The organism is Nocardia asteroides (genome assembly GCF_900637185.1).
GTDB classification, from domain to species: Bacteria; Actinomycetota; Actinomycetes; order Mycobacteriales; family Mycobacteriaceae; genus Nocardia; species Nocardia asteroides.
Map to the genome: position 1 here is coordinate 288283 of NZ_LR134352.1, position 25901 is coordinate 314183.

General features: G+C 69.8%; 26 protein-coding genes. 7 read left to right on the top strand and 19 right to left on the bottom strand.

What is annotated here, in order from left to right:
• Positions 1-39 precede the first annotated feature (39 nt).
• The 9 genes from EL493_RS01500 to EL493_RS01540 all read right to left on the bottom strand — a co-directional run bounded on the left by EL493_RS01500 (position 40) and on the right by EL493_RS01540 (position 9829).
• Complete coding sequence (locus EL493_RS01500; protein ID WP_019049672.1) at positions 40-423, bottom strand: PIN domain-containing protein; 384 nt, start codon at positions 421-423, stop codon at positions 40-42.
• Between the two features lie 38 nt (positions 424-461).
• On the bottom strand, positions 462-668 hold the full coding sequence (locus tag EL493_RS01505) for a hypothetical protein (protein WP_019049673.1): 207 nt from the start codon (positions 666-668) through the stop codon (positions 462-464).
• Between the two features lie 60 nt (positions 669-728).
• Positions 729-1352, bottom strand: coding sequence for a TetR/AcrR family transcriptional regulator (locus tag EL493_RS01510; RefSeq protein WP_019049674.1), 624 nt, complete (start codon positions 1350-1352; stop codon positions 729-731).
• A gap of 4 nt (positions 1353-1356) precedes the next feature.
• Complete coding sequence (locus EL493_RS01515; RefSeq protein ID WP_019049675.1) at positions 1357-2139, bottom strand: enoyl-CoA hydratase family protein; 783 nt, start codon at positions 2137-2139, stop codon at positions 1357-1359.
• Between the two features lie 65 nt (positions 2140-2204).
• Positions 2205-3365, bottom strand: coding sequence for an acyl-CoA dehydrogenase family protein (locus tag EL493_RS01520; protein ID WP_019049676.1), 1161 nt, complete (start codon positions 3363-3365; stop codon positions 2205-2207).
• Positions 3362-5359, bottom strand: a complete 1998-nt coding sequence (locus tag EL493_RS01525; protein ID WP_019049677.1) for an acetyl/propionyl/methylcrotonyl-CoA carboxylase subunit alpha — start codon at positions 5357-5359, stop codon at positions 3362-3364. The genes EL493_RS01520 and EL493_RS01525 overlap by 4 nt, the downstream gene beginning before the upstream one ends.
• An 11-nt stretch (positions 5360-5370) precedes the next feature.
• Entirely contained in the window at positions 5371-6969 is a 1599-nt protein-coding gene (locus EL493_RS01530; RefSeq protein ID WP_019049678.1) for an acyl-CoA carboxylase subunit beta, read from the bottom strand.
• Positions 6966-8117 carry an acyl-CoA dehydrogenase family protein gene (locus EL493_RS01535; RefSeq protein ID WP_022566116.1) on the bottom strand — a complete coding sequence of 384 codons (1152 nt, stop codon included), beginning with the start codon at positions 8115-8117 and terminating at the stop codon, positions 6966-6968. The genes EL493_RS01530 and EL493_RS01535 overlap by 4 nt, the downstream gene beginning before the upstream one ends.
• Positions 8114-9829, bottom strand: coding sequence for an acyclic terpene utilization AtuA family protein (locus EL493_RS01540; RefSeq protein ID WP_030201355.1), 1716 nt, complete (start codon positions 9827-9829; stop codon positions 8114-8116). The genes EL493_RS01535 and EL493_RS01540 overlap by 4 nt, the downstream gene beginning before the upstream one ends.
• Positions 9830-9914: 85 nt before the next feature.
• Between EL493_RS01540 and EL493_RS32140 the strand changes: the two genes are divergently transcribed.
• Positions 9915-10058, top strand: a complete 144-nt coding sequence (locus EL493_RS32140) for a hypothetical protein (RefSeq protein ID WP_022566115.1) — start codon at positions 9915-9917, stop codon at positions 10056-10058.
• Between the two features lie 100 nt (positions 10059-10158).
• A complete protein-coding gene (locus EL493_RS01545; RefSeq protein ID WP_019049682.1) occupies positions 10159-10473 on the top strand; it encodes a hypothetical protein in 315 nt (104 codons plus the stop codon).
• 3 nt (positions 10474-10476) lie between these two features.
• On the opposite strand, the gene EL493_RS01550 is transcribed toward EL493_RS01545, so the two are convergent.
• From EL493_RS01550 to EL493_RS01565, 4 genes are all read right to left on the bottom strand, one after another.
• A complete protein-coding gene (locus tag EL493_RS01550) occupies positions 10477-11244 on the bottom strand; it encodes an adenylate/guanylate cyclase domain-containing protein (RefSeq protein ID WP_036835399.1) in 768 nt (255 codons plus the stop codon).
• Positions 11245-11584: 340 nt separating this feature from the next.
• Positions 11585-12343 (bottom strand): ABC transporter permease, encoded by a 759-nt coding sequence (locus EL493_RS01555; protein WP_019049684.1) that lies wholly within the window; start codon positions 12341-12343, stop codon positions 11585-11587.
• Positions 12343-13275 carry an ABC transporter ATP-binding protein gene (locus tag EL493_RS01560; protein WP_019049685.1) on the bottom strand — a complete coding sequence of 311 codons (933 nt, stop codon included), beginning with the start codon at positions 13273-13275 and terminating at the stop codon, positions 12343-12345. Before EL493_RS01560 ends, EL493_RS01555 begins: the two co-directional genes overlap by 1 nt.
• Positions 13276-13416: 141 nt before the next feature.
• Complete coding sequence (locus EL493_RS01565) at positions 13417-13722, bottom strand: hypothetical protein (protein WP_126405512.1); 306 nt, start codon at positions 13720-13722, stop codon at positions 13417-13419.
• A gap of 387 nt (positions 13723-14109) precedes the next feature.
• On the opposite strand from EL493_RS01565, the gene EL493_RS01570 reads away from it, so the two are divergent.
• Positions 14110-15600, top strand: a complete 1491-nt coding sequence (locus EL493_RS01570; RefSeq protein ID WP_081723060.1) for a HAMP domain-containing sensor histidine kinase — start codon at positions 14110-14112, stop codon at positions 15598-15600.
• A gap of 91 nt (positions 15601-15691) precedes the next feature.
• On the opposite strand, the gene EL493_RS01575 is transcribed toward EL493_RS01570, so the two are convergent.
• The 4 genes from EL493_RS01575 to thiO form a co-directional block, all read right to left on the bottom strand.
• The gene (locus EL493_RS01575; RefSeq protein WP_022566110.1) at positions 15692-15913 is read right to left on the bottom strand and encodes a hypothetical protein; all 222 of its coding nucleotides are present in this window, start codon (positions 15911-15913) and stop codon (positions 15692-15694) included.
• Between the two features lie 182 nt (positions 15914-16095).
• Entirely contained in the window at positions 16096-16800 is a 705-nt protein-coding gene (thiG, locus tag EL493_RS01580; RefSeq protein WP_198040922.1) for a thiazole synthase, read from the bottom strand.
• Positions 16801-16849: 49 nt separating this feature from the next.
• A complete protein-coding gene (gene thiS, locus EL493_RS01585) occupies positions 16850-17065 on the bottom strand; it encodes a sulfur carrier protein ThiS (RefSeq protein WP_019049690.1) in 216 nt (71 codons plus the stop codon).
• Positions 17062-18144: a glycine oxidase ThiO gene (gene thiO / locus EL493_RS01590; protein WP_019049691.1), complete on the bottom strand. Its 1083-nt coding sequence runs from the start codon at positions 18142-18144 to the stop codon at positions 17062-17064. The genes thiS and thiO overlap by 4 nt, the downstream gene beginning before the upstream one ends.
• Positions 18145-18223: 79 nt before the next feature.
• On the opposite strand from thiO, the gene thiE reads away from it, so the two are divergent.
• On the top strand, positions 18224-18925 hold the full coding sequence (thiE, locus tag EL493_RS01595; protein ID WP_019049692.1) for a thiamine phosphate synthase: 702 nt from the start codon (positions 18224-18226) through the stop codon (positions 18923-18925).
• 1 nt (position 18926) lies between these two features.
• Here the strand turns inward: thiE and EL493_RS01600 are convergent, their stop codons facing one another.
• The gene (locus EL493_RS01600) at positions 18927-19562 is read right to left on the bottom strand and encodes an NUDIX hydrolase (RefSeq protein ID WP_019049693.1); all 636 of its coding nucleotides are present in this window, start codon (positions 19560-19562) and stop codon (positions 18927-18929) included.
• Between the two features lie 165 nt (positions 19563-19727).
• On the opposite strand from EL493_RS01600, the gene EL493_RS01605 reads away from it, so the two are divergent.
• The 3 genes from EL493_RS01605 to EL493_RS01615 are packed head-to-tail and all read left to right on the top strand — an operon-like array spanning position 19728 to position 24639.
• Positions 19728-21173, top strand: a complete 1446-nt coding sequence (locus tag EL493_RS01605; RefSeq protein WP_138490465.1) for a hypothetical protein — start codon at positions 19728-19730, stop codon at positions 21171-21173.
• Complete coding sequence (locus EL493_RS01610) at positions 21170-22132, top strand: glutamate ABC transporter substrate-binding protein (RefSeq protein WP_022566106.1); 963 nt, start codon at positions 21170-21172, stop codon at positions 22130-22132. The genes EL493_RS01605 and EL493_RS01610 overlap by 4 nt, the downstream gene beginning before the upstream one ends.
• Before the next feature lie 5 nt (positions 22133-22137).
• Entirely contained in the window at positions 22138-24639 is a 2502-nt protein-coding gene (locus tag EL493_RS01615; protein WP_019049697.1) for a tetratricopeptide repeat protein, read from the top strand.
• Here EL493_RS01615 and EL493_RS01620 read toward each other — a convergent pair.
• Entirely contained in the window at positions 24636-25835 is a 1200-nt protein-coding gene (locus EL493_RS01620) for an acetate kinase (RefSeq protein WP_022566105.1), read from the bottom strand. The two genes, EL493_RS01615 and EL493_RS01620, sit on opposite strands and share 4 nt — an antisense overlap.
• Positions 25836-25901 lie beyond the last annotated feature (66 nt).

Here is a 25901-nt window from a genome sequence, read left to right on the forward strand (position 1 = left end):
CGGTCACGGTGTGACGCAAGCCACTCGAGGCGTGGTGCCTCAGGACGCTTCGAGACTGCCCCGGGGCGCCACCCAGCGATGATTCAGATCGACCACCGAGGAGACGGTTTCGAAGTCGGCGTCGTAGTGCAGGATGACGAGGCGGTGCTCCACCGCCAGCACCGAACTGAGCAGATCGTGGATGCCCACGGCACGGTGTCGGCCCGAGCGGGCGAGCTCACGCTGGATCGCGAAAGCACTCTGCCAGTGCTCGTCATTGGTGGGCAGGTGCTCGAACAGCACCCGCCGGTCGGCCCTGACCTGCTCGTATTCGACCGGATTGCGTGCACTGTAGAGGGCTTCCGCGTCGATGGGCGCGCAGGACGCCACCACCCCCGCCTCGATCAAGGGCGTGAGTTGCGCGGCGACCGCGGAATGGCGCATGCGCGCCAGCGCACTCGTATCGACGAGGTACCGCGCGGTTATCGCCATACGTCGTCGCGCCGATCCTTGTCGGCCATCTCTTCCATGCCGCCGTTGATCAACCATTCGACGTGCCGCGCACGGGCAGCGGCGACCGTCGCCGAACGCAGCGCGGCCCGAACCGTATCGGAGACACCGGTGGTCCCGAGCGCATCCTGTGCCGACTCGAGCAGCTCGTCGTCGATCTCGATCAGTCGTTTGGTCATGCCGCAGTCCCTCGATATATATTCCCCCATGCCGAGACTATATACCCGCGAAGGCGCAGGTCACAAGGGTCGATCACCCTGATTCAACGCCGCGTGCAACGTCACCGCCCACTGATCGACGATCTGCTTGCGCCGTGCCGAGTCGTCGGTGAGCACATCGGCCAGGCCCAGCCCGCGGGCCAGGTCGAGGGTGGCCTGCACCAGGTGGTGGGCGACCGGATCGGAGTCGTCCACGCCCAGCGCGGCGACCGCGCGGCGGTGCGCGATCCGGCCGAACCGCGCCTCCAGCGGGACGATTCGTTCGCGCAGGGCGGGGTCGGCGGCGGCGTGGGTCCACACCTGCAGGGCCGCCTTGAACAGCGGGGAGGTGTAGGACTCGACCAGGCCGGAGACCACGGCGCGGGTGCGGCCGACGCCCGCGTCGACCGCGCTGATGGCGGCGGCCTCGGCGGCCGACTGGTCCATCCTGGTGTCGAACATGTACTCGAGGGCGCCGGTGATCAGGTCTTCCCTGGTGGGGAAATGGTGCTGGGCGGCACCGCGCGACACCCCGGCCCGTTCGGCGACCACTGCCACCGTGGCCGCCGACCAGCCGGTCTCGGCCAGGCAGTCGATGGTCGCCTCGAGCAGCCGCTGCCGGGTGGCCCGGCTGCGGTCCTGCTTGGGTTCGTGGGGTGTCGCCATCGGACTATTGTGCCCAGCTGGGCGGACGCTTCTGGAAGAAGGCGGTCATGCCCTCGATCACCTCGGGGGTGCCGAAGAACCCGGCCGAGCGCTGCGCGAGCTCCTCGGCCTCGGCGTCGAAGCGGGCCAGCAGCACCGCGTTGACGAGTCGCTTGGACTCGGCCAGACCCTGCGGCGAGCCCTTGCGCAGCTCGCCACACAGGCGTTTCACCTCGGCGGCGGCATCGCCGGCGGCCACGGTGACCAGGCCGATCTCCCGCGCGGTCGCGGCGTCGAACTTCTCGCCGGTGAGGAAGTAGCGGCTCGCCGAGCGCTGGTCCATGCGCGGCACCAGCGTGAGCGAGATCATGAACGGCGCCATCCCGATGCGGACCTCGGTGAGCGCGAAACTACTGCCGGGACCGGCGACGACCAGGTCGCACGCACCGATGATGCCCATGCCGCCCGCGCGGACATTGCCGTCGATCTGGGCGACGACCGGCTTGGGCGAGGCCAGGATGCCGCGCAGCACGTCGATCATCACGCGGGTGCGCTGATCGGCCGCGGTCGCCGGGTCGGCGGTGCTCGCCTCCTTCAGGTCGGCGCCCGCGCAGAAGGTGTCGCCGGTGTGCGCGAGCACGATGCCGCGCACGCCGGGATCGGTGTTCGCCGCGTCCAGCCCGGCCAGCAGCTCGCGAACGAGCTTGGACGAGAGGGCATTGCGGTTGTGCGGGGAATCGAAGGTCAGCGTCGCGAACCCGTCGACGACCTCGTAGCGGACGAACGGTGCTTCCGTCGCGTCACTCATCGGGACTCCTGTTCGTCCGAGGAAAAGACGGCGGTCGCCCACCACCGGGGCGACCGCCGTGGGATCTAGTACGAGCGCGGCAGACCGAGCGAGTGCTGGGCCACGAAGTTCAGGATCATCTCGCGGCTGACCGGCGCGATCCGCATGATGCGCGCCGCCTGCAGCATGGCCGAGAGCCCGACCTCCTTGGTCAGACCCGAACCGCCGTGGGTCTGGATCGCCTGGTCCAGCGCCTTGATGCTGGCCTCGGCGGCCGCGTACTTGGCCATGTTGGCGGCCTCGGCGGCGCCGAACTCGTCGCCCGCGTCGTACAGGGTGGCGGCCTTCTGCATCATCAGCTTGGCCAGTTCCAGCTCGATCTTGATCTGCGCGAGCGGGTGCGAGACACCCTGGTGCGCGCCGATCGGCGTCTTCCAGACGGTGCGCTCCTTGGCGTATTCCACCGCGCGGTCGATCGCGTAGCGGCCGAGGCCGATCGCCATGGCCGAGCCCATGATCCGCTCGGGGTTCAGGCCCGCGAACAGCTGCGCGATGGCCGCGTCCTCGGAGCCGACGAGCGCGTCGGCGGGCAGGCGCACGTCGTCGAAGAACAGGGTGTACTGGTGATCCGGCTCGATGACGTCCATCTCCTGGACGTTCTTCACCAGGCCGGGCGCGTCCACCGGGACGATGAACAGCGCGGGCTTGAGCTTGCCGGTCTTGTGGTCCTCGGTGCGCGAGACCACCAGGATGGCCTCGGCCTGATCGACGCCGGAGATGAAGATCTTGCGGCCGTTGAGGATCCAGTCGCCACCGTCGCGGCGGGCGGTGGTGGTGATCTGGTGCGAGTTGGAGCCCGCGTCGGGCTCGGTGATCGCGAAAACCATCTTGGCCGAGCCGTCCGACAGCTTGGGCAGCCAGTTCTGCTTCTGCGCGTCGGTGCCGTACTTGGTGATGATGGTGCCGCAGATGGCCGGGGAGACCACCATCAGCAGCAGACCGGCGCCCTGCGCCGACAGCTCTTCCTGCACCAGCGCCAGCTCGTACATGCCGGCGCCACCGCCGCCGTACTCCTCGGGCAGGTTCACGCCGAGGAAGCCGAGCTTGCCCGCCTCGTCCCACAGCTCGGTGAGCGGCTCGTTCTTGCGCGAGAGTGGCAGCACGTAGTCGCGGTAGTTGTACTTGGCCGCCAGCGACGCGACCGCCGCGCGCAGTGCCTTCTGCTCTTCGGTTTCGTGGAAGCTCATGCTGTCTGCTCCTGCTCGTCTTCCTCGACCACGGCGAGGACGGTTCCGACCTCGACCTGCTGGCCGACGGTCACGTTGAGTGCACTGAGGACGCCGGTGGCCGGCGCGACGATGGTGTGCTCCATCTTCATGGCCTCCAGCCACAGGATGGGCTGGCCCTGGGTGACCTGGTCGCCCTCGGCCGCGCCGAGCCGGATCACGCTGCCCGGCATGGGCGCCAGCAGCGAACCGGCCGCGACCTGCTCGGACGGGTCGGTGAAGCGCGGCAGGCGGCGCACGGCCACCGGGCCGAGCGGCGAGTCGACCGCGACGAGGTCGCCGTAGCGGGCGATCTCGAACTGGCGGCGCACCGGTCCGCGCTCGCCCGGTACCGCGAGCACCACCCGCTCGGGCGCCGCCGAGATCAGCTCGAGGCCGTCGTGACCTTCGACCTCCACGCCGGCCCGGGTGAACCGGTACCGCACCTCGTGGGTGCCGCTGGTGCGGCTCTCGTAGGACTTGCGCTGCGGCTGCGAGTTCAGGTTGCGCCACCCGCTCGGGGCGAGGCGGGCGTAGCGGTTGGTGCTGTGCGCCAGCGCCGCGTCGGCGAGCGCGGCCGCCACGATGGAGAGCGCCTCGTCGGCCTCGGTGACCAGCGGCGCCGACAGCGCGGCCAGGTCGTGGGTGACGAAGAAGGCGGTGTCGGTGTCACCGGCCAGGAAGGCCGGGTGGCGCAGCACCCGCACCAGCAGATCGCGGTTGGTGACCAGGCCGTGCAGCTTGGCCCGCTGCAGCGCGGTGGCCAGCAGATGCGCTGCCTCGGCGCGGGTCTCGGCGTAGGAGATGACCTTGGCCAGCATCGGGTCGTAGTGCACGCCGACCACCGAACCGTCGACCACGCCGGTGTCCAGCCGGACACCCGCCTGCTCCAGCACGGTGAACTCGCCTGCGGTGAACGGGATCTCGATCTTGTGCACCGGACCGCTCTGCGGCTGCCAGTCCTGCGCCGGGTCCTCGGCGTAGAGCCGGACCTCGATCGAGTGACCGCGCAGGGCGGGCTGGGTGGCGGGCAGCGGCAGACCGGCGGCGACCTGCAACTGCAGGCGCACCAGGTCCAGTCCGGTGGTCTGCTCGGTGACCGGATGTTCCACCTGCAGACGGGTGTTCATCTCCAGGAAGAAGAACTCACCCTTCTCGTCGGCGAGGAACTCGACGGTGCCCGCGCCCTCGTACCCGATCGCCTCGGCGGCCAGCCGCGCGGCCTCGAACAGCCGATCGCGCATGCCATCGATCTTCTCCACCAGCGGCGACGGCGCCTCTTCGACGACCTTCTGATGCCTGCGCTGAATCGAGCACTCCCGCTCGCCCACCGCCCAGGTCTTGCCGAAAGTATCGGACATGACCTGCACTTCGATGTGGCGGCCGGTCTCGAGGTAACGCTCGCAGAACACGGTCGGATCGCCGAAGGCCGACTCGGCCTCACGCTGAGCGGCGGCGATCTGGTCCCGCAGCTCACCCAGCTCGCGCACCACGCGCATGCCGCGACCGCCACCACCGGCGGAGGCCTTGATCAGCACCGGCAGGTGCGCCTCGGTGACCTCGGCCGGGTCGAGTTCGGCGAGGACGGGGACACCGGCGGCGTCCATCATCTTCTTCGACTCGACCTTCGAGCCCATCTGCTCGATCGCCGCGACCGGCGGACCGATCCACACCAGACCCGCGTCGAGCACCGAACGCGCGAATTCGGCGTTCTCGGAGAGGAATCCGTAGCCGGGGTGGATGGCGTCGGCACCGGCCGACAGCGCCGCCTCGATGATCAGCTCACCGCGCAGGTAGGTCTCTGCGGGGGTGTTGCCGGGCAGCCGGACCGCGGCGTCGGCTTCCGACACGTGCGGCGCCGCGGCGTCGGCATCGGAGTACACCGCGGTGGTGCCGATACCCATCCGGCGGCAGGTGGCGAACACGCGGCGCGCGATCTCACCACGATTGGCGACGAGAACGTTCGTGATTGGCATGTTGTCGCGCCTCACATTCGGAAGACGCCGAAGCCCTCGGCGCCCTGGATCGGGGCTGTGTGAATGGCCGACAGGGCCATCCCCAGCACGGTGCGGGTGTCGCGGGGGTCGATGATGCCGTCGTCGAAGAGCCTGCCCGACAGGAACATCGGCATGGCCTCGGCCTCGATCTGCGCCTCGACCATGGCGGCGAGACCAGCCGCGGCCTCCTCGTCGAACGGCAGGCCCTTGGCCTCGGCCGCGCCGCGCTGCACGATGGTGAGTACGCCGCCCAGCTGCGCGCCGCCCATGACCGCCGACTTGGCGCTCGGCCAGGCGAACAGGAAGCGCGGGTTGAACGCGCGCCCGCACATGCCGTAGTGCCCGGCGCCGTAGGACGCGCCGACCAGCAGCGAGATGTGCGGGACCTTCGAGTTGGCGACCGCGTTGATCATCATCGCGCCGTGCTTGATGATGCCGCCGTGCTCGTAGTCCTTGCCGACCATGTAGCCGGTGGTGTTGTGCAGGAACAGCAGTGGCGTGTTCTTCTTGTTCGCCAGCTGGATGAACTGGGTGGCCTTCTGCGATTCCTCGGAGAACAGCACGCCGCGCGCGTTGGCCAGGATGCCGATCGGGTAGCCGTTGATCTCGGCCCACCCGGTGACCAGGCTGGAACCGTAGAGCGGCTTGAACTCGTCGAAGTCGGAACCGTCGACGACGCGGGCGATCACCTCGCGCGGGTCGAACGGGATCTTCAGGTCCGAGGGCACGATGCCGAGCAGTTCCTCGGGATCGTAGAGCGGCGAGATGACCTCGGCGCGCGGCTCGGGGCCCTGCTTCTTCCAGTTCAGCCTGCGCACGATGCCGCGGCCGATGCGGATGGCGTCCTGCTCGTCGGCGGCCATGTAGTCGGCCAGACCCGAAGTGCGGGCGTGCATCTCGGCGCCGCCGAGAGTCTCGTCGTCGGAGTCCTCACCGGTGGCCATCTTCACCAGCGGAGGGCCGGCCAGGAAGACCTTCGCGCCTTCCTTGACCATCACGACGTAGTCGGACATGCCCGGGATGTAGGCGCCACCGGCGGTGGAGTTGCCGAAGACCAGGGAGATGGTGGGGATCCCGGCGGCCGAGGCCTGGGTGAGGTCGCGGAACATCGCGCCACCCGGGATGAACACCTCCTTCTGCGTGGGCAGATCGGCGCCACCGGATTCGACCAGCGAGATCACCGGCAGCCGGTTCTCCCGCACGATGTCGTTGATGCGCAAGGTCTTGCGCAGCGTCCACGGGTTCGAGGTACCACCGCGCACGGTGGGGTCGGGCGCGACGATCATGCACTCGACACCCTCGACGATGCCGATACCGGCGATGGTCGACGCGCCGACGTGGAAGTCGCTGCCCCAGGCCGCGAGCGGGCACAGCTCGAGGAACGGCGAATCCTCGTCGAGCAGCAGCTCGATGCGCTCACGGGCGGTGAGCTTGCCGCGCTTGTGGTGCCGGGCCACCTTGTCGGGGCCGCCGCCGGCGATGGCCTTGGCGAACTCGGCCTCGACCTCGGTGAGCTTGGCGCTCATCGCCTCGGCGGCCGCGGTGTACTCCGGCGACGCGGTGTCGACGGCGGAACGGAAGGTCGTCACGACTGGTACCCCAATACTTTCGACGCCAGCATGGTCAGGATCTCGTTGGTGCCACCGCCGATGCCGATGATGCGCACATCGCGGTAGATGCGCTCCACCTCCGACTCGCGCATGTAGCCCATGCCGCCGTGCAGCTGGACCGCCTGGTTGGCGACCCATTCCGCGGTCTCGACGGCGTTGTTCTTGGCGAAGCACACCTGGGCGATCAGGTTCTGGTCGCCGGCGACGAACCGCTCGACCAGCGCGCGGGTGTAGGTGCGCGACACGTCGACCCGCTGGGCCATCTCGGTCAGCGTCATCTGCACCTTCTGGCGGCTGATCAGCGGGCGGCCGAAGGTCTCGCGGTCGCGGCACCACCGCACGGTGAGGTCGAGGGCGCGCTGGGCCAGGGCGTAGGCCTGCACGGCCAGCCCCACCCGCTCGCTGACGAAGGCGTTGGCGATCTGGGCGAAGCCGGTGTTCTCGCCGCCCACCAGGTTCGACGCGGGCACGCGCACGTCCACGTAGGACAGCTCGGCGGTGTCGGAGGCCAGCCAGCCCATCTTCTCCAGCCGGCGGCTGACGGTGAAGCCCGGCGTATCGGTCGGCACGATGATCAGCGAGACACCCGCGGCGCCCGCGCCACCGGTGCGCACCGCGGTGACGACGAAGTCGGCGCGGGTGCCCGAGGTGATGAAGGTCTTGGCGCCGTTGATGATGAAGTCGTCGCCGTCGCGCACCGCGGTGGTGGTGAGGTGACCGACATCGGAGCCGCCGCCGGGCTCGGTGATGGCCAGCGAGCCGATCAGGTCGCCGCGCAGCGTGGGCTTGGCCCACTTCTCGATCTGCTCCTCGTTACCGGAGGCGATGATGTGCGGCAGCGCGATCCCGCAGGTGAACAGCGAGGCCCACAGTCCGCCGGAGCCGCCGGCGAGGTGGATCTCCTCGCCGACGATCACCGTGTCGATGATGCTGCCGCCCTCACCGCCGGCCGACTCCGGGTACTCGATGCCGAGCAGGCCGAGTTCACCGGCCTTCTTGTGCAGCTCGCGCGGCAGTTCGCCTTCGCGTTCCCAGGTGTCGAGGTCGGGCAGGATCTCCCGCTCGACGAACCCACGCACCGTGGCGCGCAGCTCTTTTCGTTCCGGTGTGTCCCAAACAGAAGTCATGCGAGCAGCTCCGTCGGCATATCGATGTGGCGGGAGCGCAGCCATTCGCCGAGCCCCTTGGCCTGCGGGTCGAAACGCGCCTGGTAGGCGACGCCCTTGCCGAGCAGGCCGGAAATGATGAAGTTGACGGCCCGCAGGTTGGGCAGCACGTGCCGGGTGACGGTCAGCTCCGCCGTCTCGGGCAGCAGTTCCTGCAGCTTCTCGACGGTGAGCGTGTGCACCAGCCAGCGCCATTGCGCGTCGGTGCGCACCCACACGCCGATATTGGCGTCACCGCCCTTGTCACCGCTGCGGGCCAGCGCGATGGTGCCGAGCGGGACCCGGCTGGTCGCCGCAGGCGCCGGGGCGGCGGGCAGTTCCGGTTCCGAAACCGGTTCCAGCACCGCGGTTTCGGCGGCGGGCTCGATGGCGACGCGGCTGCCGTCGGCCAGCACCGCGGTGTGCGGCACCTCGTGCGCGTCGACGAAGCCCGGCGTGAAGACGCCGTAGGGCGAACCGTTGCCCGGCAGCGTGGTGAAGGTCGCGCCCGGGTAGCTGGCCAGCGCCAATTCCACGGCGACGCTGGAGAATCCACGGCCGACCTTGTTCGGGTCGGGGTCGCGGACCACGCAGCGCAGCAGCGCGCTGGCCTGCTCCTCGGTGTCGGCGTCGGGCCGGTCGAGCCGGGCCAGCGTCCACGACAGTTCGGCGGGCTTGGCGGGCAGCCAGGCTTCCAGCTGCCGCTGGGCCAGCGCGGCCTTGGCCTCGATGTCGAGGCCGGTGAGGATGAACTCCATTTCGTTGCGGAAGCCGCCGAGAGTGTTGAGCGAGACCTTGAGCTGCGGCGGCGGCGCCTCACCGGTCACCCCGCTGATCAGCACCCGATCCTTGCCCTCCTGGCTCAGGGTGATGCTGTCGAGCCGGGTGGTGACGTCGGGACCGGCGTAGCGCACGCTCTGGATCTCGTACATGAGCTGGGCTTCGACGGTGTCGACGGTGACCGCGCCACCGGTGCCGTCGTGCTTGGTGATCACGCTGGACCCGTCGCGGCGGATCTCGGCGATCGGGAAGCCGGGGCGGCCGATGTCGCCGAGTTCGGTGAAGAAGGCGAAGTTGCCGCCGGTGGCCTGGGTGCTGCACTCGATCACGTGACCCGCGACGACGGCGCCCGCCAGCGCGTCGTAATCGGTGCGGCCCCAGCCGAAGTGGGCCGCGGCCGGGCCGACGATCACCGAGGCGTCGGTGACCCGGCCGGTGACGACGATGTCGGCGCCGGAGTTCAGGCACTCGACGATGCCCCACGCGCCCAGGTAGGCGTTGGCGGTGAGCGGCTGGCCCAGACCGAGCTCGCCCGCCCGGCCGACCAGGTCGTCGCCTTCGACGTGCGCGACCTTGGCGTCCAGCCCGAGGTCGGCGGCGACCTTGCGCAGCCGCTCGGCCAGCCCGGCCGGGTTGAGGCCGCCCGCGTTGGTGACGATCTGGACGTTCTTCTCCAGCGCCAGCGCCAGGCAGTCCTCGATCTGCTTCACGAAGGTCTTGGCGTAGCCGAGGCTGGGATCCTTCATCCGGTCGCGACCGAGGATGAGCATGGTGAGCTCGGCGAGGTAGTCGCCGGTCAGCACGTCGAGGTCGCCGCCCTCCAGCATCTCGCGCATCGCGCTGAGCCGGTCACCGTAGAACCCGGAGCAGTTGCCGATCCGGATCAGGTCCGGATTCGCCGAGAGTGCACTCATGAACCCCAGGATCACATCGGTTCAGAAAAAAAGCAAGCATGCGTGCTTGTTAATTTCGGGCAATGCACCAGGCAAGATGGGAACCATGTCATCGGTCCTCCTCTTCGCCCTGGCCGGCTTCCTGCTCGGCGGCGCCTACACGACCTGGAAGAACAACCGCGTGATGTCGGTCGCGCTGATCGCGGCCGCCGCGCTCGCCGCCGTCGGCGCGGTGCTCTGGCTGCAGTAGCGGCGCCAAGATTTTCCCAAGGGTGAGGCAAGACCGCCGCGGTTGACTTCGGCAGTCACGTCGTCCGGCCACGCGGCCGCCTCATGTCGGGGGAAACATCATGTTCGATTGGTACGTCGGTCTGCTCGCCGCCAGCGGTGTCGCGATGCTCGTCATGGCCAACATCGGGAACGGGCAGAGCGAGTTCGCCCGGGTCCTCAATGCCGTGTTCGGCATCGGCTACCTCGGGTACGCCGGTTACCTGGCGTTCGTCTTCGACGGCGGCAGCTACCTGGTCTTCTTCCAGGCGTTCATCCTGCCGGTGCTGCTGGCGGTCAACTTCGTGAAGTCGACCAACTGGTCGGCGCTGACCACCCGCCCCACCCCGACCCAGCAGGCCTGGCGCGCCTACCAGCGCGAACAGCAGCGCGGCTGACGCTCAGCCGTTCGTGCTCAGCTTGAAGATGCGCACGTCCTCGGGGACGCCGTTGAGCGGAGCGGCCCAGAAGTTGCGTTTGTAGGGCTTGACGGTGGCGCCCAGTTCCGCGAGGGTGTCCGGGCGCAGCGCGGCGAGGGTGGTGCTCGACAGCATCATGTTGCCGTTGCCGCCAGCCTCCATCATGCGGGCGGCGATATTGACGTCGACGCCGAGCCAGTCGCCGCCGATCTCCCGCGGGGAACCGGTGTGCAGGCCCACCCGCATGCGGGGTTTGTAGCCGTCGACCTCGACGTCGGCCAGATTGCGCCGGGCCGCCACCGCGGCGCGCACCGCGCGATCGGGCGAGGAGAACACCGCCATCAGGCCGTCACCCATGCGTTTGACCACCTGACCGCCCCGCTCGGCGATCGGCGGCTCGATGGCCCTGGCGACCTTGCGCAGCAGTTCCAGCGTGCGCTCGTCGCCCGCCGAGAGCGACCAGCTGGAGAACGACACCAGGTCGGTGAACACGATGGTCACCTCCTCGGTGCCACGTCCGCGGCCGATCCGCTCCAGCGCCGCCTGCCACACCTGCAGGGCGCCGAAACCGATCTCCCTGGCCGCGCTGGGGGTGCCGCCGACCAGCTTGTCCGCCGCTCTGGCCACCGCGCGGGCGCCGCCGGGGCCGGAGACCGAGAGGGGATCGCCGAACGCCGGGTCACCGGGGAGCTGCTGGCGGGCCTTGCGCACCGCGCCGATCACGTCGGCCCGGCGATTGGCGGCCTGCAACTTCGACGAGAAATGGGTCCGCTTCCGGCCCGACTTCGCGTCGTCGCCGGCCGCGGTCACCGGCGACTCGGCGGATTTCCCACTCCCGGTGGGCTCCAACGGGATAACCACATCCGCCGCAGCGTCGCGCTGCCGCGGATCCACCCCGCCGGAAGGCGTTTCACTCACGCCTCGAGGGTATACGACGACCGCCGGTCCGCTGCTTGTGTACAGCGGACCGGCGGTCGTACCTTCGGCGTCCGGGCAGCGGATGCCGAAGGCCGGGTCGCGCGACCTCCCGACAAGGTCGCGGCCCTCGCGGCCCGGGCACTTGCGAGGGCAGCCCGGGCTGGTTCTGGGGTCAGGCGTCGCGGCGGTTGACCACCACGAGCGCCCCGGCGAACACGATCGCCACGAAGACCGCGAAGTAGATCAGGCTGCCCCACACGCCCCAGTGCCAGTTGCCCGACACCTCCTCGACGCTCAGGAAGCGGTTCGCGTTCTGGAACGGCAGGAACGGCTTCACGGTGCGGCCGAAGCTGCCGAACGCGCCGAGCAGGCCCTCCAGCAGCAGCGACCACAGCACGATCAGCGAGATCGCGGCGGCGGACTGACGCACCAGCACACCGACGCCGATGGCGAGCACCACGCACAGGAAGGCGTAGATCGGGATGCCGTAGATGGCCCGCCAGTTGCCGTCGAGCACCAGTTCCGGCGCGTCGCTACCGACGAACAGCTTGGCGACGACGAAGGCCGCCAGCGCGAGCACCCCGGTCAGCACCGCGGCGTACACGCCGACCAGCACCGTCTTGGACACCACCACCTTCGACCGGTTCGGCACCGCCAGGAAGCTGGCCCGGATGACGCCGAAGCGGTATTCGCTGGTGACCGTCAGGGCGGCCATGATCATCAGCACCATCACGCCGAAGCCGGAGACGCCCGAGACCACCACGCTCGGCGTGAGCAGGGTCGGCATCTCCCCCGGCTGGGTGTTCTCGGCCTTGGTGACCACGGCGATCAGCGCCGCCAGGCCCAGGCCGAGCAGGATCACGATCGCCGAGCACCACCAGGGTGAACGGGTCGAGGTGAGCTTGATTCGTTCCGCAGCGAGCACGCCCATCAGAGCGCACCTCCCATCACCTGGTCGAGGCCCGCGCCGTGGTACTCCACGGCGCCGCCGGTCATCCGCATGAACGCTTCCTCGAGCGAGGCCTGCTGCGGCGCGAGCTCGTAGAGCGTGACGTTGTTGGTGCCGGCCACCTTGCCGACCTCGTCGCTGGTGACCCCGGCGACGATCAGGGCGGCGTCGCCCTCCTCGCGCACGGTCATGCCGTGCGAGGTGAGCAGGCTGCGCAGCTGGTCCAGCTGGGGGCTGCGGACGCGCACCGACTGCTCGGAGGCGCGGTCGATGAAGTCCTTGGTGGTGGTGTCGGCGATCAGGCGGCCGCGGCCGATGACGATCAGGTGCTCGGCGGTCTGCGCCATCTCCGACAGCAGGTGGCTCGACACCAGCACGGTGCGGCCCTCGGCGGCCAGCCGCTGCATGAAGCGGCGGATCCACAGGATGCCCTCGGGGTCGAGGCCGTTGACCGGCTCGTCGAACAGCAGCACCTTGGGGTCGCCGAGCAGCGCGCCCGCCAGGCCGAGGCGCTGGGACATGCCCAGCGAGAACCCGCCCGCGTTCTTGCTCGCCACCTCGGACAGACCCACCAGCCGCAGTACCTCCTCGACCCGCGACTTGGGCAGGTCGTTGGAGGCGGCCAGCCACTCCAGGTGCGCGCGCGCCGACCGGTTCGGATGCACCCACTTGGCGTCGAGCAGCGCGCCGACCTGCGTCAGCGGCCGCTCCAGCTCCTCGTAGCGCTTCCCGTCGATCAGCGCGGTGCCCGAGGTCGGCCGGTCCAGGCCGAGGATCATCCGCATGGTCGTCGATTTACCGGCGCCGTTGGGTCCGAGGAACCCCGTCACCTGTCCGGGTCGGACGGTGAACGAGAGGTCCTGCACCGCGACGGTCTGCCCGAATTGCTTCGTCAGGCCCTTCAGCTCGATCATGCGCCCCAGCTTGCCCGACAAACATCCCGACCGCGTCGCCGTGAGGTAGCGAGTCGGGTCATCCTCGAGGATGACCCAACCCTGAACCAGGTACTACCTCGCCGGGGAGAAACCCGCCGTCCCGTTGCCGAAGGCCGGCCGTCAGGCGCGGCACCACCGCTGCGCGATACCGGGCAGGTGCCGGGACGCGGCGGCCATGTCGGCGGCGTAGGCGCTGAACGCGGCCTTGCCTTCTTCTACCGTCCTGTCCAACACCGACTCCACGAATCGTCGACAACCACCGACCAGTACGAACTCGTCCACAGTCAGCAGCACAGCTGCCGAACGATCCGGCGAAACCAGCACCACATCGAATGGTGCGTATGCCGCTCGCCAGCCATCCACCTCGGGCAGCGCAATTAAGCAAGCCTGATCGAAGGCGACGGACCCCAGATCAGTGGTCGTCAAGCAGTACACCTCGCCGTGGCCACTCCGCGAAGGCATCGATGATCCGCGCACCTAGCGGATCATCGGTCAGATCAGACACGTCTTCCGCGGGCACCACACAATTCCCGTACGACGACAGCCACCTGGCACTCAGCTCCTGTCCGGAGTCGAGCACTTCCGCCCGGATACGCCGAGCTTCGGCCTGGTCGAGAGTCCCCATGCCTTCCATCATGACTTGCATGCAGCACCGGCCTGACAACCCGCCGCTAGCCGGAAGCCGGACTTCGGCTGGATTCGCTCTCAGTCGATTCTCAGTCGGTATGGGCAAACTTGGGCAATGGGTACCAGCACAGGCGGCAGCATGTCGCGCGAGTACCGTGCCATCGTCGAGCTTGACCACGCCAGCAGATGCTTGGTGTCCGCAGAGGATCAGCAGACGTGATAAGCGATACCTGGCATGGAGCCCCTGTGCCCGGTTCTGCGGGAAGTGCAGATCCTTCCGAACGTAGGAAGAACCGTGGCTTGAGCAGTTCCTTGTCGCTGAGATGGCGAGTCGCGCTACTTGCCGCAACTGTAGTCGCGATCGGCGTCGCCCTCGCTTCTATTGCCGCGTACGTGCTCGTAGCGCGGTCGTTGTACTCGGATGTCGACAACCAACTCCGCACCCGCGCGGCGGTAATGATCGACAACAACGTCGACAACATGAACTACTTCGAGGTGCTCACATTGGGCAGCTTGTACTCGGATTCCATCGGTGCCGTGCTCATTTTCCCTGACAGTCGCACTGGGATTCATGCAGTGGGACATGCGAGTTCACCGCCGATCGGTGCGCCGGAGCTAGCTGTCGCACGTGGTGAAGTGGACTCGTCGCTCCGTACGGTCAGCGGCCACCGGATGTACTCCCAGCGAATGAGCTCGGGGGCGACATTGGTGCTGTGGCAGCGACTGCGTCCAACAGAAGAGGTACTCGACCGGCTGGCGTGGCTGCTACTCGTCGTCGGTGGATGTGGGGTCCTCCTCGCCGCGGCGGCAGGAACTGCGGTGGGGCGTACCGGGCTACGCCCGGTCGCGCGACTCAACGCCGCAACCGCACGCGTGGCCCGGACGGACGACTTGGCGCCCATTCCAGTTACCGGCGATGATGAATTGGCCAGATTGGCGACTAGTTTCAACACGATGCTGCGCGCAATCGCGGAATCCCGCGAACGTCAGCGCCGACTAGTTGCCGATGCCGGGCACGAGCTCAAGACTCCGCTGACCTCATTGCGTACCAACATGGAGCTGCTGATCGCCTCGTCCCGACCAGGTGCACCGCCGGTCCCCGACCAGGATATGGCGGACTTGCGGGACGACGTCGTCGCACAGTTGCAGGAACTATCGACATTGGTGGGTGATCTCGTCGACCTGGCACGCGAAGACGCACCGGAGGCCGTTTTCGAGCGCATCGACCTCACCGCAGTGGTCGAACGTGCGCTCGATCGGGTGAGACGACGTCGGTCCGGTATCGAATTCGCTGCCGAACTGCGTCCATGGCTCGTCTACGGCCACGATGCGAGCTTGGAGCGGGCAATCGTCAATATCCTGGACAACGCGGCGAAATGGAGCCCGCCGGACGCGCCCGTACACGTCGAGATGCGCGAATCGGCGCCGGGTCTACTCGAATTGACGGTGGACGATGCCGGCCCAGGAATACCGCCAGCGGAGCGCGAGCTGGTGTTCGATCGTTTCTACCGCACCACCGCGGCTCGATCGATGCCCGGATCCGGGTTAGGCCTGGCGATCGTACGAAGGGTCGTAATAAAGCACGGTGGAACAATCGACATCGAAAATTCCCACCGGCAGGGCACTCTGATCCGCATTGTCCTGCCGGGCGAAAACGCCACCGCGGCGAACAACTGATCCAGGTCCGGCCTGCTCAACCGAGCGGGCCGGACCTGACAATTATAGAGGCCCGCAGTCGATAGATTCTGCTGCCGCTAGTCGACGATGATCAGCGGACTGCGTCGAAATACCACGTACCTGCAACCCCATCCCACTGGCACGGCGGTTGCTGACGCCCCGTTTCCTGCTGGACGACATAGGCTTTGGCCACGCAGATCTTGAACCCTTCGTCGCCGCCTCCCCCTTCGATGCGTTCCGCGGCGGCAATGCCAGCGGAACCCGCGATGAGTGTGCCAGCAACAATTCCCAGCATAATGACTCGTGCAGTCATCAGAAGCTCCCTCCCCAAAGGGCTTTGAATACCTCTGGAGAGCCCGCGCCCCCCAGCGTCGCCAGTCCACCCCATCCGGGAGATCTTGTCAACCCGGTCGCATGCGAAAACTATTGACGCTGAGCCAATTCGAGCTCGTGCTGCGCATCACATCCAGAGCCTGGTAGCCCTTGCGCGGCGGGCTACCGCGCCGGGGAGGAGGCTTGGGCCCAGAAGCGTTTGGGGATGCGGCCGGCTTGGTGGGCGAGGTGGCCTGCGCGGACGGCGGCGGACATGGCGGTGGCCATGAGCTGGGGGTCGCGGGCGCGGGTGACGGCGGTGGCGAGGAGGACGGCGGAGCAGCCGAGTTCCATGGCCAGGGCGGCGTCGCTGGCGGTGCCGATGCCCGCGTCGAGGATGACGGGGACGCCCGCGGCGGCGACGATCATCTCGATGTTGTGCGGATTGCCGATGCCCAGGCCGGTGCCGATGGGCGAACCGAGCGGCATCACCGCGGCGCAGCCCGCGTCTTCGAGGCGCTTGGCCAGGACCGGGTCGTCGTTGGTGTAGGGCAGGACCACGAAACCGGCGTCGACCAGCTGTTCGGCGGCGTCGAGCAGTTCGAACGGGTCGGGCAGCAGGGTGCGCTCGTCGGCGACCACCTCGAGTTTGACCCAGTTGGTCTCCAGCGCCTCGCGCGCCAGCTGCGCGGTGAGCACGGCCTCGGCGGCGTTGCGACAGCCCGCCGTGTTGGGCAGCAGGGTGATGTCGAGGCGTTTGAGCAGGTCGAGCACGCCGGTGCCGCCCGCGGCGTCGACCCGGCGCATGGCGACGGTGGTGAGCTCGGTGCCCGAGGCGACCAGGGCTTCCTCCAGCACCGCCAGGTTCTCGGCGCCGCCGGTGCCCATGATCAGGCGGGAGCCGAACTCCTTGCCGGCGATCCGCAGCGGTGCGGGCTCAGCCACCCTGCACCGCCGTGAGCACCTCGATGGTCCAGCCGCGGGCGACCTGCTCGTCCCAGCGCGACTTCGGGAACACCGCGCCGTCGACCGCCAGGGCGACGCCCTGGCAGGGCAGTTCGAGCCGGGTCAGCAGTTCGCGGATGCTGAGCGGCTCGGCGAACTCGTGGTCGACACCGTTGACGGTGACGCCGATCGGGATGGTCGAGGTCATCGAACTCCTCCTGGGGACAGCTGCAACGCCGGAAAGCGTTGCGGTGAAGCGACGCGCGCTTCCTCGGGCGACTCACCGTCGAGCAGTCCGGGAACGAGGGTCGCGGTGAGCGCGAGGGTCAGCATGCCGTTGCGGCCGTGGCCGGTGGCCGCGACCACCCGGTCGTCGAGCGGGCCGAGCAGCGGCAGGTTGTCGGGCGTGCCGGGCCGGGCGCCCGCGCTCGCCTCGGCCAGTTCGTACTCCTCGATGCCGGGCAGCACCGCCTCGGCGTCGGCGATCAGGTCGCGCACCCCGCCGACGGTCACCGTGGTGTCGAAGCCGGCCTCGTATTGTGTGGCGCCGACGACGATGCCGTCGGCGCGCGGCACCAGGTACACCTGCCTGCCGTGCACCCGGGCCCGGATCACCCTGGTCGGCGCCGGGCGCACGCCGGGCCGATGGCGCAGTCGCAGGATCTCGCCCTTCACCGGTCGCACGGGCAGTCCGGGCCACAGCTCGGCCGAGTGCGCGCCCGCGGCGAGTACCACCCGGTCGTGCGGCAGATCATCCAGCGAGACAACGGTTTCCGCGCGCACCCGCACCCCGGCCGCGACACAGGCAGCCTGCAATCCACGCAGCACCCGGCGATTGTCGACGGCGGGTTCGGCCGACGCGAGCAACCCGGCGCGGACCGTGCGGGCCAGCGCCGGTTCCAGCGCCCGCACGCCCGCGCGGTCGAGGACCCGCAGGTCGTGCCCGAACCCGGCCAGCCAGTCGGCGACGGTGCGCAGGTCGGCGGCGTCGGCGCCGTCGAGGGCCACGGTCAGGGTCTCGTCGGCGACGAACACCGACTCCCCCGTCACCGCCCGCAGCCGCTCGGCGAATCCGGGCCAGGCGGCCAGTGCCGCGGCGCCGAAGCCGAGCACGCGGTCCTCCCCCGGCCAGCCCTCCGACAGCGGCGCGAGCATGCCGCCCGCGACGAACGACGCGCCCGAGCCGGGCGCCGGATCGAAGACGGTGACGGTCCAGCCCGCCTCGGCGGCCTGCCATGCGACGGCGAGTCCGACGGCGCCGCCGCCAACGACCGCCAGAGTTCGCATCACGTTCCACCTGTCTTTTTCCGCCTGCCGAGCGCCTCGGCGTTCGCGTCTCAACGGTAGCGCGACTACCGTCGTCACTGTGCAGCCCTCCCATCCGAATCGATCCGTCCCGCCCAGGGAGCGCCTGTCGAGCGCGCTGCTGTATCTGTGCACCGACGCGCGCCGGGAGAAGGGCGATCTGGCCCGCTTCGTGGATGCCGCGCTGGCCGGTGGCGTGGACATCGTCCAGCTCAGAGACAAGGGGTCGCCGGGCGAAGCCGAGTTCGGCCCGCTCGAGGCGAAGGCCGAGCTGGGCGCGCTCGCCGAGATCAAGGCGGCCACCCGCAGGCACGGCGCCCTGCTCGCGGTGAACGACCGCGCCGATATCGCGCTGGCCGCGGGCGCCGACGTCCTGCATCTGGGCCAGGGTGACCTGCCGCCCGCCTACGCGCGCCGCATCCTCGGCCCCGACGTGGTGATCGGCCGGTCCTCGCACAATCGCGCGCAGGCCGGGCTGGCCGCCATCGACGGCCACCTCGACTACTTCTGCACCGGCCCCATCTGGACCACTCCCACCAAGCCGGGCCGCCAGGCCGCGGGCCTCGACCTCGTGCGCTCGACCGCCGACGCGCACCCGACCATGCCGTGGTTCGCGATCGGCGGTGTCGATGCCGAGCGACTGCCCGAGGTGCTGGACGCGGGCGCGTCGCGGGTGGTCGTGGTCCGCGCGATCACCGAGGCCTCCGATCCGGAAGCCGCGGCGCGCGAGCTCAAACAGGCCCTGCTCGCCGCGGCCGGATAGCTCAGGACAGCAGCTTGGTCAGCGCGGCGGTGAGGTCGTCGGCGGGTTCGGCGCCCACCGTCACCTCGGTGCCGGGACCGTCGGCCTGGGTGTGCAGCCAGAAGAAGCCGCGGTCGTCGAGTTCGACCGTGCGCGGCAGGTCGGGCGCCACGGGCTCGGCGGCGAAGCGCAGGCGCACCGGCGCGGCCCGCAGCGTCTGCCAGGCCAGCGCGAAGCCGGGGTGCAGGGGCAGGTCGGTGACCTCGTCCTCGGGCACCCACACCAGCTCGGAGCTCTCCCGGTTGGCGACGGTGGCCAGCGGGCTCTCGGCGTCGGCGACCACGGTGGTGTAGGTCCAGCCGCTGGGCGCGGTCATCGTGAGCAGTTCGGCGCGCACCCGCAGCGCGTCGGCGGTGATGCCCGCCTCCTCCCAGGCTTCCCGGACCGCGGCGTGTTCGGGCGTCTCGTGCGAGTCGCGGGCACCACCGGGGATGGCCCAGGTCCCGCCCTGATGACTCCACGGCGCCCGGTGCTGCAACAGCACCGCCGAGCCGCCCCGGGGCAGTGGCGCGCGCAGCAGCAGCCCCGCCGCGCCGTACTTGCCCCAGTGGCGTACCCCACCCGGGCTGTCCGACCAGCCGTCTCCGTCACCGCGCATCCAATACTCTTTCCTCCGTAGCAGCCGAGCAGCAACCGCTTCGGGGGTGTCTGAGGGGCTGCGCCACCGGTAGGACCACAATAAACTCCGCACCATCAGTGGTGCGCGGACAGCACGGGGAGGTGAACGATGGTCGACCCGGGGAATCGCACTGCCTCGACGGAGGTGGCGGCCGTTCGTTCGGGCCCGTCGCCGCAGGCCACGACGGGTACGGCGGGGTCCGAGCCGGCCCGGACCGAGGTGCTGACGGGCAGGCGCGGCACTCTGCGCCGCCCGGCCATCGTCGCCGACCGGCCGCCCGCGCCGGATGTGAAGGCGCTGCGCGCACAGTTCCATCCGGCACGTTTACGCGGTTTCGTGCAGTCCTCGCCGGGTCGGCTGGTGGCCGCCGGACTGGTGCTGATGGTGCTGTGCGTCACCGCGGGGGCGGTCACTTCCACCACGGTCAGCGATCGCCAGCAAGCGCTCGGCGTCCTGCTCGACGACACCGAACCCGACGCCCACTCGGCCAATCACCTCTACACCTCGCTCTCGATCGCCGACGCGGCCGCGGGCACCGCGTTCATCGCGGGCGGCATCGAACCCAAGGCCGTGCGCGACCGCTACACCCAGGCCATCGGCGAGGCCGCCGCCGAACTGGTGACCCAGGCCGGGCACATCTCGGTGGAGGAGGCGGCCGACCCGTCCGGCACCGACCGCAGGCTGCGCACCGGCATCGCCACCGGCCTGCCGGTCTACACCGGCCTGATCGAGACCGCGCGCGCCAACAACCGCAACGGCTACCCGGTCGGCGCGGCCTATCTCAGCGAGGCCTCGCACCAGATGCAGACCACGCTGCTGCCGATGGCCGAGGAACTGGAGAGCCACCGGCTCGACGCGGTGACCGGCGCCCAGCACCGGCACGTGCTGCCGCCGTGGCCCGCGATCGTGCTGCTCATGCTGACGCTGGGCGCGCTGATCTGGGTGCAGGTGGAACTGGCCAGGCGCTCGCGCCGGGTGTTCAACATGGGCCTGCTGATCGGCACCGGCGCGCTGGCGCTGACGCTGGTGTGGACGGTCGCGGCGGGCTCGGTGTCGGCGGTGTCGATGATCCGCTGCCGCGATCAGGGCGCTGTCCCCGCGGCCCGGCTGGCCGAGAGCCGCATCCTGGTGCAGCAGGCCAGGTCGGCGGAGATGGTGAAACTGGTGCGCCGCGACGCCACCGGCGACTACGACCGCACCTTCGACACCAACACCACGCGCCTGACCGAACTGCTGGCCGGCTACCCCGAGGACGCGCCCGCCCGCGCCGAGGTCGCCGACGCGCGCGCCGCGCTCACCCGCTGGCAGGCCGCCCATCAGCGGATGAACGACACCCTCGCGCGCGGTGACTTCACCGGCGCGGCGGCCGTGGCCACCGGCCCGAGCGCCGCCGACGCGGCCGCCCAGGTCGACGCGATCGACCGGGCGCTGGACAAGGCCGCCGCGGCCACCAGGGATACCCTGCGCGACAAGGTCTCCCAGGCCGTCGACGTGCTGGCCTTCCTCGCGCCCGGCGCGTTCGTCCTAGGCATCGTGGCCGCGGTGTGCGTGGCGCTGGGACTGTGGCCGCGACTGCGGGAGTACCGGTGAGACGCGGGCGCGCGGTCGCGGCGCTGCTGCTGGCGGCGGCCGCGCTGGTCGGCGGCTGTTCCGACAGTGCCCCGGCGCCCGACGACCACACCGTCTACTCCGAGCCGCCGCTGCCTGCCAAGGCGATCCCGATCGGCACCGACACCCCGGTACCTGCCCGCGCGGGCGAGCAGTGCGGGGACCCCACCGCCAGTCTGCGCCCGAGCACCGCGCGCGGCCCGCGGATCGATGCCATCCGCGCGCGCGGCAGGCTCGTCGTCGGCCTGGACGCGGGCAGCAACCTGTTCAGCTTCCGCGATCCGCTCACCGGGCGCATCGTGGGCTTCGACGCCGACATCGCCCGCGAGATCGCCCGCGACCTGCTCGGCAACCCCGACCTGATCGAATACCGCAGTCTCGCTTCGGAAGAGCGCGAGCGCGCGTTGCAGGACCACACCGTGGACCTGATCGCCAAGACGATGACGATCACCTGCGAGCGGCGGCAGCGGGTGGCGTTCTCCACCGTGTATCTGCGGGCCGATCAGCGGGTGCTCGCGGTGAAGAACTCCGGCATCAACGGCCTGGCCGATCTGGCGGGCAAGCGGGTGTGCGTGGCGCGTGGCACCACCTCGCTCGACCACATCCGCCGCGACCAGCCCGCCGCCACCATCCTCACGGTGCCGACCTGGGCGGACTGCCTGGTGGTGTTGCAGCAGCGGCAGGTCGACGCGGTGAGCACCGACGACGCCATCCTGGCCGGCCTGGCCGCGCAGGACCCCTACACCGAGGTGGTCGGGGACAGCATCAGCGCCGAGCCGTACGGCATCGGCATTCCCAAGGGCGACGACGACCTGGTCCGTTTCGTCAACGCCACCCTGGAACGCATCCGCAACGACGGCACCTGGCTGCGTATCCACCGCCGCTGGCTCGCCACGCTCGGGGAGACGCCGAGCCCGCCGGCCCCGACGTATCAGGACTGAGCGCGATGAGTACCGAGCCACCGCCGAACGGCGAACCAGCGCAGGAAGATCCGGCGCGCCAGGAACCCACGCAGCTGACGCAGCGGCCCGAGGGCCAGCTGCCCGGCGGCTGGACGCTGCCGCCGGCACCTGCCGAGGACGAGACCATGCCGCTGCCGGTCCCGCCGCCGAAGCAGGCCGCGCACGCGCCCACCGAGATCGCCGCCGCCCGTCCGCCCGCCACCCAGGCCACCCAGCGCGCCGCCGTCGCGCCCGCCACCGAGGCCGCGTTCCGCGTCACCGAACCGCCGGGGACGCAGGCCACCCCGGTCGAATCCGGTGGCGCGACCTGGGCTTCCAGCCCGCAGACCGGCCCGAGCACCGCCCGGTCGGGCCGCAGCGTGCGCACCGCGCGGTCGCGGCCGACGCGCAGGCTCGGCGCCGGCCTGGTACCGATCCCGACCGTCACGCCCGCCGATCCGCGCGACGCGGTGCTGGCCGATCCGGTCGTCTCGGAGGGCAGGCGGTTCTGCTGGCGCTGCGCGAATCCGGTGGGCCGGTCGACCCCGGCGCACGCGGCGTCCTCGGCCGGTGTCTGCGAAACCTGCGGCGCCGCCTACGATTTCCGCCCGTCGCTGCACGAGGGCGACATGGTCGCCGGACAGTACGAGATCCAGGGCTGTATCGCGCACGGCGGCCTCGGCTGGATCTACCTGGCCATCGACCGCAATGTCAGCGACCGCTGGGTGGTGCTCAAGGGCTTGCTGCACGCCGGTGACGCCGAGGCCCAGGCCGTCGCGGTGGCCGAGCGGCAGTTCCTGGCCGAGGTGGCGCACCCGAGCATCGTCAAGATCCACAACTTCGTCGAGCACACCGCGCCCGACGGATCCAGCATCGGCTACATCGTCATGGAATACGTCGGCGGCCATTCGCTGCGCGACATCCTCGAAGCCAGGCCCGCCGGTGAGCGGATGCCGCTGGCCGAGGCCATCGCCTACGTGCTGGAGATCCTGCCCGCGCTCGACCACCTGCATTCCATCGGCCTGACCTACAACGACCTCAAGCCCGACAATGTGATGGTCACCGAGGACCAGGTGAAACTCATCGACCTCGGCGCGGTCGCCACCATCGAGGCCTACGGGAACCTGTACGGCACCAAGGGTTTCCAGGCGCCCGAGATCGCGCGGACCGGCCCCACCCCGGCCTCGGATGTGTACACGGTCGGGCGCACGCTGGCCGCGCTCACCCTGCACCTGCCCTCCGAACACGGCCGCTACCTCGACGGCATCCCCGATCCCGCCGCCGAACCGCTGCTGGCCCGCTACGAGTTCTTCCATCGCTTCCTGCTCACCGCCACCGACACCGACCCGGCGCTGCGGTTTCCGTCGGCGCGCGCCATGTCGGCGCAGCTGGCGGGCGTGCTGCGGGAGATCCTGGCCTACGACACCGGCTCCGAGCATCCCCAGCTGTCCACCGTGTTCAGTCCGCAGCGCACCAGCTTCGGCACCGAGGAACTGATCAGCCAGACCGACGCCTACCTCGACGGCGTCGGCCGCTCCCCGCTGCTCGACTCCGGCGATGTCGTTGCCGCCCTGCCGATTCCGCTGATCGACCCGGCAGATCCGTCGGCGCCGCTGCTGGCCGCCACCGCCAACCTGGAGCCGGAACGGGTGCTGGAGGCTCTGCACGAGGCCCGCGAACGCGCCGAGGCCGATCCGGACAACGCGCCGGAGACGCTGGCGGGCGAGCTGGTCTTCGCCGAAGCGCGCGCCCGCCTCGAACTCGGCGAGTCGGCGGCCGTGCTGCACCTGCTCGAACGCGTACTCGGCGACACCGATTGGCGCGCGGACTGGTTCACCGGCCAGGCCCATCTGCTGGAGCTGGACTTCGAGGCCGCGTTCGCCTCCTTCGAGGCGGTGCTGCGGGTATTGCCCGGAGAGATCGCCCCCAAGCTGGCCCTGGCCGCCACCGCGGAACTGATTCTGCAGCACTGGGATACCGACGCGCCCGAACAGTGGCGCTCCTTCGCCGAGCGCTACTACGACACCGTGTGGCGCACCGATCGCGCCGTGGTGAGCGCGGCCTTCGGACTGGCCAGGCAGCTGGCCATCGCGGGCCGGGTCGGCGAGGCGGTGCACGCGCTCGACGACGTCCCCGCGGCCTCCCGCCACTTCACCACCGCCCAGACCACGGCCATCCTGTTGTTGCTCACCAGCACTCCGGTCGCCGACCTGGACGAGCAAATCCTGCGCCTGGCGGCCTCGCGCGCCCAGGCCATCCCGCCGGGCGAGCACCGCGCCACCCTCATGCGCACCCTGGTCCAGGGCACCGCCCTGGCCTGGCTCCAGGCCGGGAATACCCCGAAACGCAAGGACGCCAAGCTGTTCGGCCGTCCCTTCGACGAACGCGACCTGCGCGACGGCACCGAATCCGGCCTGCGCGCCCTGGCCCGCAACGCGCCGGGCCGGGCCCACCGCTACGCCCTGGTCGACCTGGCCAACGCGATCCGCGCCAAGTCCTGGTTCTAGGCCGATTCCACCAGCCGGTGCGCGGCACGGGCGATCGCGAGTTCCTCGTTGGTCGGCACCACCAGCACGTGCACCGGCGCGAACTCCGGCGAAATGTGCCGCACGCCGGGCGTTCTGGTCTCGTTGCGCACCGGGTCGACCTCGATGCCCAGGTTCGCCAGCCCCGCGAGCGCGTCGGCGCGCACCGACGCGCTGTTCTCGCCGACGCCCGCGGTGAAGACGATGGCGTCCACGCTGCCGAGTTCCACCAGGTAGGCGCCGAGGTAGCGGCGCAGCCGGTGGATGTAGACGTCGTAGGCGAGTTTCGCGGCCGCGTCACCGTTGTCGATGAGCTGCTGCAATTCGCGGAAGTCGTTGACGCCCGACAGGCCCTTGATCCCGGAGTTGCGGTTGAGCAGCTGTTCCACCCCGGCCTGATCCAGTCCGGCGACATTCATCAGGTGCGGCATGATGCCCGGGTCCAGATCGCCGGGCCGGGTCCCCATCACCAGGCCCTCGAGCGGAGTCATGCCCATGGTGGTGTCCACCGCGACGCCACCGGCGACGGCCGAGGCCGAGGCGCCGTTGCCCAGATGGAAGACGATCTGATTGAGCTCCTCGACCGGCCTGCCCAGGTACTCGGCGGCCTTGCCCGACACGTATTCGTGCGAGGTGCCGTGGAAGCCGTACTTGCGGACACCGTGCGCGGCGGCGGTTTTCGCGTCGATCGCGTAGGTGCGGGCCGCCTCGGGCAGGGTGTGGAAGAAGGCGGTGTCGAACACCGCCACCTCGGGCACGCCCGGCAGCAGCTCCCTGGTCGACTCGATGCCGATCACATTGGCCGGGTTGTGCAGCGGCGCCAGGACCGACAGTTCGTCGATGGTGCGCAGCACCTCGTCGGTGATCAGCGTCGGCTGCCAGAACACCTCGCCGCCGTGCACCACGCGGTGCCCGACCGCGCCGATTCCGACGGTGGTCAGGTCGATTCCGGTCTCCCGGAACATCTCGAAGGCCTGCCGCAGCCCGGCACGGTGATCGGCGATGGTGCCCTCGTGCACGAGCTTGCGCTCACCGCATTCGTGCACGATCCGCCCACCGTGTGACTCCCCGATCTTCTCGACCAGCCCCGAGGCCAGCACTTCGGCCGAATCGGCGTGCAGCAGCTGATATTTGATCGACGACGACCCGCAGTTCAATACCAAGACCAAATCGCTCACGCTGCCTCCATCCGGCCTGCTCGGGCGCCCTGCGTGGTTACGCGAGCTACCGCCTCCGGGCGCTGA

Coding starts and splice junctions, on each gene's coding strand:
- EL493_RS01500 (WP_019049672.1), bottom strand. CDS start 423: ATGCGCCATTCCGCGGTCGCCGCGCAACTCACGCCCTTGATCGAGGCG.
- EL493_RS01505 (WP_019049673.1), bottom strand. CDS start 668: ATGACCAAACGACTGATCGAGATCGACGACGAGCTGCTCGAGTCGGCA.
- EL493_RS01510 (WP_019049674.1), bottom strand. CDS start 1,352: ATGGCGACACCCCACGAACCCAAGCAGGACCGCAGCCGGGCCACCCGG.
- EL493_RS01515 (WP_019049675.1), bottom strand. CDS start 2,139: ATGAGTGACGCGACGGAAGCACCGTTCGTCCGCTACGAGGTCGTCGAC.
- EL493_RS01520 (WP_019049676.1), bottom strand. CDS start 3,365: ATGAGCTTCCACGAAACCGAAGAGCAGAAGGCACTGCGCGCGGCGGTC.
- EL493_RS01525 (WP_019049677.1), bottom strand. CDS start 5,359: ATGCCAATCACGAACGTTCTCGTCGCCAATCGTGGTGAGATCGCGCGC.
- EL493_RS01535 (WP_022566116.1), bottom strand. CDS start 8,117: ATGACTTCTGTTTGGGACACACCGGAACGAAAAGAGCTGCGCGCCACG.
- EL493_RS01540 (WP_030201355.1), bottom strand. CDS start 9,829: ATGAGTGCACTCTCGGCGAATCCGGACCTGATCCGGATCGGCAACTGC.
- EL493_RS32140 (WP_022566115.1), top strand. CDS start 9,915: ATGTCATCGGTCCTCCTCTTCGCCCTGGCCGGCTTCCTGCTCGGCGGC.
- EL493_RS01545 (WP_019049682.1), top strand. CDS start 10,159: ATGTTCGATTGGTACGTCGGTCTGCTCGCCGCCAGCGGTGTCGCGATG.
- EL493_RS01555 (WP_019049684.1), bottom strand. CDS start 12,343: ATGGGCGTGCTCGCTGCGGAACGAATCAAGCTCACCTCGACCCGTTCA.
- EL493_RS01560 (WP_019049685.1), bottom strand. CDS start 13,275: ATGATCGAGCTGAAGGGCCTGACGAAGCAATTCGGGCAGACCGTCGCG.
- EL493_RS01570 (WP_081723060.1), top strand. CDS start 14,110: ATGCTTGGTGTCCGCAGAGGATCAGCAGACGTGATAAGCGATACCTGG.
- EL493_RS01575 (WP_022566110.1), bottom strand. CDS start 15,913: ATGACTGCACGAGTCATTATGCTGGGAATTGTTGCTGGCACACTCATC.
- thiG (WP_198040922.1), bottom strand. CDS start 16,800: ATGGGCACCGGCGGCGCCGAGAACCTGGCGGTGCTGGAGGAAGCCCTG.
- thiS (WP_019049690.1), bottom strand. CDS start 17,065: ATGACCTCGACCATCCCGATCGGCGTCACCGTCAACGGTGTCGACCAC.
- thiO (WP_019049691.1), bottom strand. CDS start 18,144: ATGCGAACTCTGGCGGTCGTTGGCGGCGGCGCCGTCGGACTCGCCGTC.
- EL493_RS01600 (WP_019049693.1), bottom strand. CDS start 19,562: ATGCGCGGTGACGGAGACGGCTGGTCGGACAGCCCGGGTGGGGTACGC.
- EL493_RS01615 (WP_019049697.1), top strand. CDS start 22,138: ATGAGTACCGAGCCACCGCCGAACGGCGAACCAGCGCAGGAAGATCCG.